The sequence below is a fragment of the Microcystis sp. T1-4 genome (genome assembly GCF_000297435.1).
Lineage (GTDB): Bacteria > Cyanobacteriota > Cyanobacteriia > Cyanobacteriales > Microcystaceae > Microcystis.
On the sequence record NZ_CAIP01000073.1, the window covers coordinates 1 to 14,115 of the forward strand.

At 38.6% G+C, this 14,115-nt stretch carries 8 protein-coding genes and 1 pseudogene; all 9 read left to right on the plus strand.

All coding sequences use genetic code 11. The features are described from left to right. On the plus strand, positions 1-215 hold a 215-nt coding region (locus tag MICAI_RS23055; protein ID WP_198285276.1), incomplete at its 5' end, for a transposase. 66 nt (positions 216-281) lie between these two features. Then, a pseudogene (locus MICAI_RS27730) lies at positions 282-464 on the plus strand (hypothetical protein); the annotation flags it as partial. Between the two features lie 599 nt (positions 465-1,063). After that, complete coding sequence (locus MICAI_RS03810) at positions 1,064-5,989, plus strand: type I polyketide synthase (RefSeq protein WP_008198032.1); 4,926 nt, start codon at positions 1,064-1,066, stop codon at positions 5,987-5,989. A 259-nt stretch (positions 5,990-6,248) separates the two neighbouring features. Continuing rightward, positions 6,249-8,003 carry an aminotransferase class I/II-fold pyridoxal phosphate-dependent enzyme gene (locus MICAI_RS03815; protein WP_008198034.1) on the plus strand — a complete coding sequence of 585 codons (1,755 nt, stop codon included), beginning with the start codon at positions 6,249-6,251 and terminating at the stop codon, positions 8,001-8,003. Between the two features lie 59 nt (positions 8,004-8,062). Then, a complete protein-coding gene (locus MICAI_RS03820; RefSeq protein ID WP_008198036.1) occupies positions 8,063-8,593 on the plus strand; it encodes a hypothetical protein in 531 nt (176 codons plus the stop codon). Then, positions 8,586-10,562: an AMP-binding protein gene (locus tag MICAI_RS03825; protein ID WP_008198038.1), complete on the plus strand. Its 1,977-nt coding sequence runs from the start codon at positions 8,586-8,588 to the stop codon at positions 10,560-10,562. Before MICAI_RS03820 ends, MICAI_RS03825 begins: the two co-directional genes overlap by 8 nt. A 70-nt stretch (positions 10,563-10,632) precedes the next feature. Next, a complete protein-coding gene (locus MICAI_RS03830) occupies positions 10,633-11,679 on the plus strand; it encodes a 3-oxoacyl-[acyl-carrier-protein] synthase III C-terminal domain-containing protein (RefSeq protein ID WP_008198039.1) in 1,047 nt (348 codons plus the stop codon). Between the two features lie 75 nt (positions 11,680-11,754). Next, positions 11,755-12,789, plus strand: coding sequence for a methyltransferase (locus tag MICAI_RS03835; RefSeq protein ID WP_008198041.1), 1,035 nt, complete (start codon positions 11,755-11,757; stop codon positions 12,787-12,789). 101 nt (positions 12,790-12,890) lie between these two features. After that, positions 12,891-14,075, plus strand: coding sequence for a hypothetical protein (locus MICAI_RS03840; RefSeq protein WP_008198044.1), 1,185 nt, complete (start codon positions 12,891-12,893; stop codon positions 14,073-14,075). Positions 14,076-14,115: the final 40 nt, after the last annotated feature.

Genomic DNA, 14,115 nt, shown 5'->3' on the forward strand with positions numbered 1-14,115 from the left:
TCCCGGCAAAATCCTCCAGTGTTTTTACCAAGAGTTGTCAAACAATCCGAAACTGGTTTGGAGAAATAATTAGTTATTTTGAGCGAAGGACAACGAATGGGGTGGTCGAGGGAATCAACAATAAACTTAAACTAATAAAACGGAGAGCCTATGGCTTGAGAAACTTTCGGAATTTTTGGGTTAGAAGTATGTTGTCTTGGCATCTTGTCTGTTGATTTAGCATAAAGAGTAACGAAGAGCCATATTTGTCCTCCTTTTATTCTAAAATATGGTTCTTCGGTTTGTCTTATGCAACGTACAGGATTATAAGGAATGAAACTCTTATAGAGAAAGACATTTGGCGATTTTTGTCAATTGTTTTTGATCTAGAGCGAACTAATCAGTTAAGTCTCTTGCCAGATAAAGATTTAGTCGATTTATGCTCCCCTATCGAACCATACCAAGTAACGAAGAGCCTAAAATATTTCGGGATTGTTGTCGGCATTCTAGTTTACATATCATTTAGGCGCACTATATCAGCCCCAACTCTGTTAACTTTTGTTTCGAGCCTGTCGGACTTTTGGCTCGTGGGTGTTAAGATCACTACTAATGGGACTTAGACAAAAAACAAATCGATAAAAGCCTCAACTCAACTCCAATCCCCGCTTGGGATTTACTTGGCCGATTCAAGTTTGAATTGGCGCTTCGAGAAGCCCAAAATCGCTGAAACCCAGATATATCAAGGAAAATCATAAATCGAGGTTAACCCTTTGTCCCGTAATGGTTTGAGCCTTTTTTGCTGACCGAAAACTCCTAACTCCCACTAACCCGCACCTGTGGGGTTATAAAGTTATCAAGGTACTACATTTACCAAGCGGCTAATCCTCTAAACGTCTTACTGTCTAGTTTCTAGCCAACGAATCGCACTACACCCTACACCCTGCCTCTAGGAAAAACTTTTTCAGCAAACCCTACTCTAGAAGATCCCATGATATTAGCCAGAATTTTACGGAATTTATTTTATCCTTTTTGATTCAATGATCAACAACCTCCCAACGAAAAGCTGCCTCTTAGGTAAATTTAAATGATGACGACAAATCTTAGCTCTTTTTCCCCATGGTCGACCGAAATTTCTTCTGGTGATCGAGCTGAACCAGTTACATTGGTAAAATTACTTAAATATCGAGCGGTTCAACAACCGAATCAAATTGCTTATCATTTCTTAACAGACAACCAAGATATCCCCGCAAAGCTAACTTATGCTCAATTAGATCGAAAAGCTGGCGCCATTGCTGCTTGTCTTCAACGTTTTCATCCTGAAAATCAATGCGTTCTTTTACTGTATCCTGCGGGTTTAGATTATATCGCCGCCTTTTTTGGCTGTTTATATGCAGGTATGATTGCTGTTCCTGCCTATCATCCTAAGCCTAATCGCTCTTTAGAGAGAATTAAAGCGATAATGAAAGATTCACAGTCAAAAATTGCTTTAACCACTTCTGAGATTAGCCAAAATTTAGAACGCTGTTTTGAGTTTGCTCCCGAACTGAAAGACTTATCTTGGTTAACGACGGATCAGATAGATGGAAACCTAGCCGACCAATGGCAAGAGCCTAGGATAAACCCCGAAGATATTGCCTATTTACAATATACTTCTGGTTCAACCTGTACTCCCAAAGGAGTGATGATTAGTCATCAAAATGCCCTGCATAATACTTATGATATGGCTCAAACATGGGATATTTCTGGGGAGAGTGTGATTGTTTCTTGGCTGCCCCATTTTCATGATTTTGGTTTAGTATTTGGTATTTTAGAACCTTTTTACAGTGGCTGTTCTACTTTTTTAATGTCTCCTGAGTCTTTTGTCCAGAAGCCTCAGCGTTGGCTAGAGGCGATCGCCCAATATCGTGGGACTCATACGGGGGCGCCTAATTTTGCTTACGAATTATGTGTTGAGAAAAGTCAATCGATTCGAGATGCTCATCTAGATTTAAGCAGTTGGCGAGTGGCGGTCAATGGGGCTGAACCGATTTATTATGAAACCTTAGAAAAATTTGTCACTGCCTTTGCGTCTTTAGGGGTAAGTTGGGAAACTTTAAGCCCAGGTTATGGACTGGCGGAAGCAACCCTAAAAATCTGTAGTGTGCCACATGGTCAAGCTCCCCGTGTTCTCGCACTGCAAAGATTGGGGTTAGAACAAAAACGGGTGGTTGAACTTCCTTCATCGAGTCATGAGGAGGCAAATAAAGTCATAGGTTGTGGTCGTCCAATTTTAGGCTGTCAAATTGTTATTGTTGATCCAGAAACTCATATCCCTTGTCCCCCTGATGGCATTGGTGAAATTTGGGTGTCCGGTGCAAGTATTGCTCAAGGCTATTGGCAACGTTCTGAAACCAGTTTTGCAACCTTTCAAGCCTATTTAGAGACAACGAATGAGGGTCCCTATCTACGAACGGGTGATTTAGGTTTCCTAAAAGACGGTGAACTTTTTGTGATGGGACGATTAAAGGATTTGATTATTATTCGTGGTCGTAATCATTATCCTCAAGATTTAGAGTTGACGGCGCAAAATAGTCATCCTGCTCTCAGACTAGGCTTTGCGGCCGCCTTTGCCGTCACAGTTAATCATCAAGAACAATTAGTATTAACCTTAGAGGTCAAGCGTCAATTTGTTCGCAAGCTTAATACAGAGGAGGTGGTTGAAGCGGTTCGTAGAGCGATTGCAGAACATCATGAAATCGAAGTTTATGCCGTAGTTTTACTCAAAACGGGTTCAATTCCCAAAACGTCTAGTGGAAAAATTCAACGTTATGCTTGTCGGTCAGGATTTGAACAGTCTAGTTTAACCGTCATTGGTCAATGGCAAGCTCCCATCTTAACCGAAGAAACTGGGAAAGAAACTGGAGAGGAATTTTCTTCGGTTGGTTCATCGGTTTTGTTTGTGGAAGCCATTCGTCAATGGTTAGTAAATTGGTTGAGTGAAAAACGACAGTTAACCCTTAAAGAAATTAATATCCAAGAATCTTTTAGTAATTATGGCTTAAATTCCCTACAAATGGTTAATTTAGCGGCAGATTTAGGGAAATTGCTCGATAAAAACGTTTCTCCCACCTTACTTTGGGACTATCCGAGCATCAGCGAATTAGCGGATTATTTAGGGGAAAAAACAGGGACTTCTCCTGTTCAATCCCAAACCTCTCAGTCTGAGCCGTCTGATTCAGCGATCATTGAGGATGCTATTGCCATCATCGGTTTAGGTTGCCGTTTTCCCAATGCTAATAACATTAATTCTTTCTGGTATCTTTTATCTCAAGGTATTGATGCCATTCGTCGCTTACCTTCAGAAAGAAGCGCAAGTTTGCATCGTACGATGCCTGATCATCATCCTGCTTTATGGGGCGGATTTTTAGATCTAGTTGATCAATTTGACTCGTCGTTCTTTGGCATTGCTCCTCGCGAAGCTGCTCGCATGGATCCTCAACAAAGATTACTTCTAGAAGTGGCATGGGAAGCCTTTGAAAATGCTGGGGTTGTCCCAGATCAGTTAGCGGGTAGTCGTACAGGCGTATTTGTCGGGCTGAGTACGAATGATCATTCTCATATCCTATTACGGAATCCTGAAAACCTTGATGCCTATGTGGGAACCGGTAGTGCGAATAGTATGGTTGCCAATCGGTTATCCTATCTGTTGGATTTACGTGGACCGAGTATGACTGTAGATACGGCCTGTTCCTCCTCTTTGGTAGCAGTTCACATGGCTTGTCAAAATCTCAAAAACCATGAATCCGATTTAGCCTTAGCGGCTGGCATTAACTTGATCTTAACCCCTGATTTAACATTAGCGTTATCTCAAGCTCAAATGATGTCCCCAGAAGGACGTTGTAAGACTTTTGATGCCGATGCTGATGGTTATGTTCGAGGAGAAGGTTGCGGTGTGGTTGTCCTCAAACGTTTAAAAGATGCTATGGACGATGGAGATGCTATTTATGCAGTGATTCGGGGGTCAGCGATCAATCAAGATGGTCGCAGTAATGGCATTACTGCGCCGAATGGACTGGCTCAACAATCGATAATTCGTGAAGCTTTGGCCAAAGCACAAATTAAACCCGAACAAATTAGTTACATAGAAGCTCACGGGACAGGAACGCCTCTGGGTGATCCGATTGAAGTGGATGCGCTCAAGGCGGTTTTTGATAGCAATCGCCCTGTAAATCATCCTTATTGGGTGGGTTCAGTCAAAACGAATATTGGGCATCTAGAAGCAGCAGCCGGAATTGCTGGTTTAATTAAAGTGGCTTTATGCCTACATCATCGAGAAATTCCAGCGCATCTTCATTTAAAACAGGTAAATCCTCATATTTCTTTAGACAATACCTCTTTAGAATTTGTTAAAACCCATCAACCTTGGGTGACGAACACCGATAGTCTCTATGCAGGGGTCAGTTCTTTTGGTTTTGGGGGAACAAACTGTCATGTCGTTTTACAAGAAGCCCCACAATTGTCAGTTACTTCTGATGTAAAAGCTGATCTGCCTTTATTATTCACCTTATCAGCGAAAAATGAAAGTAGTTTACAGGCTTTAGTTGCTCATTATACTCAATGGCTAACTGAGCATCCTAATAATTCTTTGGCAAATTTGTGCTTCACCACAAATACAGGTCGTTCCCACTTTTCCCATCGTTTAGCGGTGGTAGCGAAGACTCAAGAAGAATTAAAGATCAAACTTCAGAGATGGAACTTGGGTGAATTTTCTAAAGGAGTTACTAAAAATGTCTTTAATGAGCGAAATGTCACAAAAATCGCCTTTTTATTTACAGGTCAAGGTTCACAGTATGTCGGTATGGGGCAACAATTATGGGAAACTGAACCGATTTTTCAAGAAGCTTTCCGTCAATGTGAAGCCTTATTCCGCCCTTATTTGTCTGAGTCTTTGTTATCTGTTATTTACCCTCAAGAGCCAAGATCAACACTCATTAATCAAACACAATACACTCAGGCGGCTCTTTTTAGTTTTGAGTATGCACTGGCCAAACTCTGGCAAGCTTGGGGGATTCAACCAACAGCAGTCATCGGTCATAGTTTAGGGGAATATGTCGCGGCTTGCATTGCTAATGTATTTAGCTTAGAAGATGCGGTTAAATTAGTGGCCAAACGGGGTCAATTAATCCAGAATCTGCCTGCTAATGGGACAATGGCTATGGTGGCTCTTCCTGCTGATAGCATTGTGCCTTACTTAGACTCTTATCAACAGAAAGTCGTGATTGCTACCCGTAACAGTCCTCAAAATACGGTAATTTCGGGAGAAAGTATAGCCGTTAACCAAATTGTTGAAATGCTAAGACTTCAAGGAATTGCTACTAAAATCCTTTCTGTTTCTCATGCGTTTCATTCTCCTTTAATGGTTTCTATCATTGAGGAATTTGCAGAAACGGTTAAGCAAGTTACTTTCAACGTCCCTCAGATTCCCTTAATTTCTAACTATACGGGTCGAGTCGCTTATTCTGAAGAAATTTGCCAAGCAGATTATTGGTGTAATCATCTACTCCATACAGTTGATTTTCAAGGTGGACTACAATCTTTAGTCAAGTTAGGAGTTAACGTTTGCCTAGAAATTGGTCCCAAACCGACCTTAGTAAGCATGGGTAAACAGTGTGGTTTCAAAGATGTCATCTGGTTAGATTCAGTTAAGTTAGGTGAAGAAAATTGGCAAACTTTAATCAACACTTTATCTATCTTATACACTGAAGGTTGTCGAGTGAATTGGGCGAATCTGTATTGTGATGCTACTTATCAAAAGTTGCATCTGCCGACTTATGCTTTTAACCGTAAACATTACCCAATCCTAACTGTAAATCATCATGCCAATAAAGAAAAAGACGAATCTTCAATCTTACCTGTTGTTCAACCGGAAGAAGCTAAGATTTTAAATTCTCCTTCGAGTCAATTGTTGGAAGTTCTTACTCAACAGGCTGAAGCGTTAATTGTACAAAGCAAAATCTTACTAAGTCGTTAGACTGACCTTCATTTATCGACTTCTTGCCAGATTCCGACATTTAGTAATCCTAAAAACAATGGATATTTGTTGTCTCAACTATTGAGATCAAGTTTCTGGTTGATAGGTCTAATACGGCGGTTTCTCTATCCATCTGGCACAGACAACTCCTTATTAGATCAGCCTTTCCACTTAGAAGATGTACCAGACTGAGCCTGAATCCGCCGTAATCCCTATCCGAAAGTAATCTTGACTTTTGATTTTTAAGAGGTTTCACGATATGTCGTTTAATTCTCCTTCTTTGTCTTCTTCTGATTCACTTTCCGGTCTGCCACCGAAGATTTTAGAATTGTTGAGCAAGCAAGCTGAAGCCATAGCCCTTCAAAGCAAAGTTTTACTCAAACAACATCAACAATTAACCTGTGCAAATGACCCATCCTTTCCTTTATCATCGCCAAGACAAGGCTTACAGACTTCTCCAATTTATCAAGATAATTCTCCATCGGGATTGTCTGCTACTGCTCAATTTCAAAGTCCTGAAGAAATTCGGTTAATTTTATGGCAAATTATTGCTAAAGTTAGCGGGTTTCCTCAAGAAGAAATTCAGTTACATCATCATCTTGTTGAGAATCTAGGACTTGATTCTTGGATGTTAGCGCAACTTTTACACCATCTCAAAAACACCTTTTGTCTTGCGTCTAATATGCCTATTCAACCCACTATGAAGGTAGAACAAGTTTTAGAACAACTGCTGTCACTTAATAATATTAATCCAACAGTTTCTCTCCCTACTCCTATTCCTTTATCTTCTCTAAAAAGTTCTGTTTCTCCTCAAGAGCGTCATCAAACTATTGAAACGTCTCCTGCTTATTTAGCTTTACAAGAAAGAGAACATTTAATTAGTTCATATACTCAATTAAACCCTTATTTTCGCACTCATGAAGGCGTAAATAGTAATAGGGTTATTATTGAGGGTCGAGAACTGATTAATTATTCGAGTTATAATTATGTGGGAATGTCTGGTGATCCTCAAGTGAATGAAGCAGCTAAACAAGCCATTGAACATTATGGAACTTCCGTTTGTGCCAGTCGAATTATTGGTGGTCAAATTCCTTTACATCAAGAATTAGAAAGTAAAATTGCTGAATTTATTGAGGTAGAAGATTCAGTGGTTTATGTGTCAGGCCACGGAACTAATGTTTCTACTATTGGCCATCTATTTGGAGAAGGCGATTTAATTCTTCATGATGCTTTAAGTCATAATAGTGTCATTGTTGGCTGTATTTTATCGGGCGCACAAAGACAGGCTTTTCCTCATAATGATTGGCAAGCTTTGGAAAATACCCTCAAAACTTTACGCCCTTACTATAACAAAGTGTTAATCGTGATTGAAGGGGTTTATAGTATGGATGGAGACATTCCAGATTTAGCGAAATTTGTTGAGGTTTCTAAGGCCAATAATGCTTATTTAATGGTGGATGAAGCCCATTCTTTAGGGGTGCTAGGCAAACGAGGCAAAGGAATTACTGAATATTGTAATGTTGATCCCAATGAAGTAGATTTTTTGATGGGAACATTAAGTAAAACCCTAGCCAGTTGTGGCGGTTATATTGCCGGCCGTCAAAACCTTATAGATTTTCTCCGAAAAACATCCCCTGGGTTTATTTTTAGTGTAGGAATTCCAGCCGCTAATGCTGCTGCTTCTTTAGAGGCGATTAAGCTTCTTGAAGCTGAACCAGAAAGAGTCCAAAAACTACAATACAATTCAAGCTTGTTTCTCAATTTAGCTAAAGAAAAGGGATTAAATACTGGAAACAGTGCTAACTCTGCTGTAGTGCCAATTATCGTAGGAGAATCTTCGGTATGTTTAAAACTGTCAGAAGCCCTCTTTAAAAGAGGAATTAATGTGGACGCTATTTTGTATCCCGCCGTCGAAAAAAATGGGGCGAGAATGCGCTTTTTTATTACTAGCGAACATACTCAAGAACAGATTTCTTATACGGTCAATACTTTAGCAGAAGAAATTCACAATTAGCTCTAAAATAAAGGTACAGATTCTACTACTTTGTTTCTTAAAATTAAGGAGAAATTTAGATGATTCCCCAACAGTGGTATCCTATTTGTAAGTCGGAAGAAATTCAAGGCAAAAAACCGCACGCCTTACACCGTTTTACAAAAATTGGTTCGGTTCTAGAACCTTATGAAGTTACCCTCAAAAATGACTGTATTAGGACCGAGGTAAAATTAAGAAAAGCCTCTGATCAAGAGTCTGATTTTAGCTTCAAGTTAAAGATGAGATTCCCTAATCTTACTTGGATTCAATTGTTACCCAAAATTTATTTTATTGTAGTAGCAACTCCTATAGATCAACAAAATAGTTGGGTAATAATTCGTTATTATCAAGACTACATTCGAGATCCTTTTTTGGGTTATTTATTTGCTTTGTTGCTGGTTACATTTGAAGTCCAAGTGGCTCAAAAAGAACAAGATATACCCATTCTGAAATCGATTACACCCCTACAACCCGATCCTCAAACCTATCATTGGGTTGCTGCTGACCAAGCAATCGTCTATTACTACCAATTAAAAGCAAAATTATCGAAGGAGATGATAAATAATGTCTAGTAGTCTTCCTTTTTCTACTTTAGTCGAACTACTCCGTTATCGGGCTTCTCAACAGCCTAATAAAATCGCTTATACTTATCTCCCTGATAACCATCAAGCCCCTCATACACTTACTTATGAGCAATTGGATCAAGAAAGTCGAGCGATCGCTTCTAAGTTACAAATGTGGCAAGCAACAGGCGAAAGGGCTTTATTAATCTATCCTCCCGGTTTAGATTTTCTTTCTGCTTTTTGGGGGTGTTTATATGCAGGCGTTATTGCCATCCCAGCCCCTCCACCTGATCCCCTTCGGCTAAAACGAACCCTACCTCGACTCAAAGCAATTATTCAAGATTCTCAAGCGACTATAATCTTAACAACCAGTCATATTTACTCTCATTTAAAGTCACAACTGACTGAGTTATCAGAGTTACAATGGTTAACCAGTGATCAAATTGCTAAAGCTAAGTCAAATGATTGGCAAATGACTTCTTTCAAAGGAGATGATCTAGCTTATTTACAATACACTTCTGGTTCAACTGCTACGCCCAAGGGAGTCATGATTAGTCATCAAAATGTTCTCCATCACTCTCAATATATTCAACAAGCATGGGGATATACTTCAGAAAGTATTGCTGTGACTTGGATGCCTTATTTTCATGATTACGGATTAATTGATGGTTTAATTCAACCCCTTTACACAGGAGTCCCTTGTTATATTCTGTCTCCTCTAGGCTTTATCAAACGTCCTTTAAGATGGTTAGAAACTATTTCTCGTTACAAAGCAACCCACACCCAAGGTCCCAATTTTGCTTATGAATATTGTCTTCATAATATTACAGAAGAAAAAAAACACAACTTGGATTTAAGTTTTCTAAAAACAGCTAGTAATGGTGCAGAATCTATTCGACCCGAAACGGTGGAGAAATTTATTAAAACTTTTGAATCTTGTGGATTTCGATCTGAGGCTTTTTATCCTGCTTATGGATTAGCAGAAGCAACTCTTTTAGTCACCACTAAACCCCATGATACACAACCCCGAATTAAGGAAATTATTGACTCAGAAGATCCGACGAAAAAAAACCGTAGAATAGTGAGTTGTGGCCTGCCCGTTGGTGAGATGAATGTGATTATTGTTAATCCAGATACCTTGTCGCTCTGTTCTGCTTCAGAGATGGGAGAGATTTGGATTAATGATCCAAGTGTAGCCCAAGGTTACTGGCAAAATTTAGAAGCAACAGGAATGACTTTTAAAGCCTATCTTAAAGAGACTGAACAAGGTCCTTTTTTACGCACAGGAGACTTAGGATTTATCGAAAAGGGCGAACTTTTTGTGACTGGTCGTTTAAAAGATTTAATTATTATTGGTGGTGTGAATCATTATCCGCAAGACATCGAATGGACAGTAGAAAAAAGCCATTCAGCCATTCGTTTAAACAACTGTGCTGCGTTTTCCATTGATGAGAATGGATTAGAAAAAGTAGTAATTCTAGCAGAAGTAGAACGCCGGACTTCGGATTTTCCCACAGTAGTGGAGGCGATTCGTCAAGCTGTCGATGACCATCATGAGCTAGAAGTGGCTGCGATTTCTCTTCTCAAACGAGGATCGATTCTCAAAACATCAAGTGGTAAAATACAGCGTCAGGGCTGCCGTCAAGCTTTTTTGGGAAAATCTCTTGATAGTGTTTTTGAATGGAACAAAAATCAAGAAATTCAAGCTTTAAACCAGCGTTTTGCTTCGGTTTCTGCAACAGAAATAAAAGCTTGGTTAATAGCCTATCTGTCCAAAGAGTTAGAAATTAATCCGCAAGAGATTCACCAAAAAATTTCTTTTATTGATTCGGGTCTTAGTTCTTCCGAAATTTTGTTCTTGTCTGCTGATTTAGAAACTTGGTTGGGTTATCCAGTTTCCCCCACAGTCATTTTTGATTGTGAGACGATTGAAGGTCTTAGTATTTATTTGAGTCGTTATCAAACTGTTCCTAGTTAGCCCTTTATCTCTATCTTGTCGAAATTGTTGAACTTAACTGTATTTATCCTGTCTATTTAGGAGTTTTCCCATGAAATTAGAATCAGTAAAAGTGGTACTTCCCTCACGCAAAGTTAGTAATGAGGACATTATTGAATTAATTGGCAAACATAGTATAGCTACTTTTGAAGGTAATCTTGATAAAACTCTAGATAATATTTTGTTTTATCTAAAATATTCGGGTTCTCAAAATCGTAATTGGTTAGGTGATGGTGAAACACCAATTGGATTACTGACTCAAGCAGTTAATCAAGCATTAGCGGAAGCTAATTGTGATAACTCAGACATTGACTTGTTAATTTACACTGGAATTGATCGAGGCTTTATTGAACCGGGGGGGTCTTATATGGTTGCCCATTCATTAGGAATGAAAGAAGTTCATTGCTTTGATATTCTAGATGCTTGTATGAGTTGGACTCGTGCTATCTACATTATTTATACTTTACTACAAACTGGGGCTTATAAACGGGCATTAGTCGTTAATTCAGAATTTAACTTACGAGATGATGGCTATGTTTATCCAAAGGTTTTTAGCTTAACAAATGAGGAGCAAATTAACTGGTCTTTTCCAGGTTATACTTTGGGGGAAGCAGCGACGGCTACGGTTATTTCTTATGATCCCAATAATCCTTGGGAATTTAATTTTCGTTCCCGTACCGATTTAGCTGATTTGTGTACTGTTCCTTTAGAGAGTTACCAGAAATATTATTCTTCTAATTCGCCCAAAGTTGGTCTAGATGGATTCAATCGTTTCACGTCTTTTGGCAATGATTTGCATCTTAATGCATCACAAGAATTAAAAGTTGTTTTAGAACAACTCAAAACCCCTCTAGATGAAGTTAAGATTGTTTTTCCTCATGCTTCCTCTAAAAAAGCTTGGGATGATGTGGCTGAAATTTGTGGCGTTAAACATTTAATGTGGCACATCTATCCAACTTGTGGCAATTTAGTTTCTGCTTCAGTTCCAGGGGGAATGGCTACCGCTATTCAGCAAGGCAAAGTTCAACGAGGTGATCGCATTGTTGGTTGGGTAGGAAGTGCCGGAATGTCGTTTTGTTCTTATTCATTTATTTACTAATTATTCTGAATGAATAACGTTAAATTTTTGTTCTCACTGTCAAATTAATGTCATTTCTAACAGGAGTTATTTCTGATGAATTTTCTCGATATCCAAGAATTAATCATTGCAGGTTGGAAAACACAAACTCTTTTCTCAGCTTTAGAGTTAGGAATTTTTGAACAATTATCTCAACAGGCAAAAACGATCGAACAACTGGCTCAAGACTGTCATTTTTCTCCCGTGAGTGGCAAAAAACTTCTCACGGCTTGTGTGGCTTTAGGACTTCTCACTAAGACTAATGATACTTATCAAAATGCTTCCGTAACCCAAGAATTATTAGTCTCAGGAAATCCTATTTATCTAGGGGATGTTGCTTTTCATATTCGAGATATTCTTCCTCTGTGGAATAAACTAACGGATGCTGTCAAGGAAAATAGTAACCGTTGGCAACAAGTGACAGGCTCTGAAGCGGGACATTTTTCGAGTTTGTATCAAGATCCTAATCAGTTGGCTCATTTCCTAAAAACCATGAATTTATACAATCAAGAAACCGCCGCCTCTGTCGCTCTCAATTTTGATTTTTCTCCCTATCATCATTTATTAGATATTGGAGGTTCTACTGGGGTTTTTGGTCAAATGATTATTTCTTATTTTCCTCATTTAAAAGTTACGGTTTTTGACTTACCCGAAGTCTGTAAAATAACAGAGCAATACATTAAAGAACAGTATCATCTAGAGGGGCAAATGGCAACTCATGAAGGAAATTTCTTAAGCAGTCATTCTTTGCCAAAAGGATTTGATATTATTTATCTAGGTTGGGTTCTTCATGATTGGCCTCATCACATTCAATTAGAAATTCTGGAAAAATGTTATCAAGCTTTGCCACCTAATGGAATTCTTTTAGCAACAGAGTCCTTAATTAATCAAGAAGAAACTGGCCCATTATTAACGGCTTTACTTTCATTGGATATGTTAGTTTCAACGGATGGAGGCGGTGAAAGTACAGGTGAAGAATATAAAGAACGTTTTAGCAAGGCCGGTTTTGAGTCAGTAGAGATTATTTCTTTGCCCATCATGCGAGACCTAATTGTTGGGGTCAAAAAAGTAAGAGCAATAGACCCTACCTGAGTTAACCCAATTTCCGACTGGGATCACTCCTCAATTATCAAGAATTTGGTAGACCTTGCCTACCTCCATCCTGAACAATTCACACATCAAAACATTGAGCAATGAAAGTACCTTCCTCGTTACCTATCAAGTTTCAATCAGAAATAAATCAAGCCCTGTGTTTAGCCAGTTTATCTCCTTCTTCTCATAACAGTCAACCGTGGGAAATTATTCAGGTGATTCAAAAAGATTCACGATTGATTTTAGAGGGTTTTCTTCAAGAACATACGGCAGCAGTTCTTCCAAATAGTAATGATAATACCTATCTAATTTTAGCCTTAAATCAAGAAAAATGTCTCCGTAGTTTAGAAAATCACAATCTAGAAATGTTACTCAGTTGTGGTGCATTTTTAGAAAGTTTAGTGATCGCTTTAGCCTCACAATCTCTTTCAGGAGAACTCATTTGGCATAATTCTGATATAGGTCAAAATTCTTTACCAGAATCTCTCAAAATTACTAATTCTTGGATTCCATTAGCTGTGCTGAATATTCAATTTGCCCCCAGTATTTTTAACATAGAAATCCAAGAATTAATTCAACAATTTAGCAAGAGAATAACTCATCGTAGTCCTTATGACATAAACTCACCTATGATTGCGCCTGATCACCCCCTTTTTTTTCTCAAAAGTCTAGCTTATCCCGATGCTTTTTCTGAGATTGAAATAACGATTATTAAAGAAAGAGAAGTAATAGAATCGATGGCTAAATTTGTCAGTCATTATGGAGAGATTGAGTTTACAAAAGCAGAGGTTTGGAGAGAAACCTATCAATTTATACACTTTAGTAAACAAGAAAAACATGAATATGGATTTCCGATTGAGCAACTATTAGAAAAAGGCTCTCAAAGTTTTAGTTTTTTGTTAAAAATTTTACTGAGCCCTTACTGTATGAATTGGCTAAAGTATTTAAGATTACCTCATCTTTTAGCTTCTGAAATGGGAAAACTTGTCAAAGCATCTCCTCTCTTGATTTATCTTAATTTTAAAACCGATTATCCTTCTTTAAAAATGCAGTTAGAAGGGGGCGCACTTTGGTTGAACTTTTGTTTAAATGCAACTAAAATGGGACTAGCTGTTCATCCCGTTAGCGTTGTTTTACAACATCAACATCTACGTCATAACTTCCAAAAAAGCTATCATTTACCAAAAGGACGCGGCTTTTTCTTCTGCCGTTTAGGACAACCGATACGGACTTTTTCTTCTGTTTCAAAACGGAAGAACTTGAGTCAAGAAATGTTAACCATTTAGCTAGTTAGTAATCTTGTCATCTTTTTTTGAATTCTTTTAG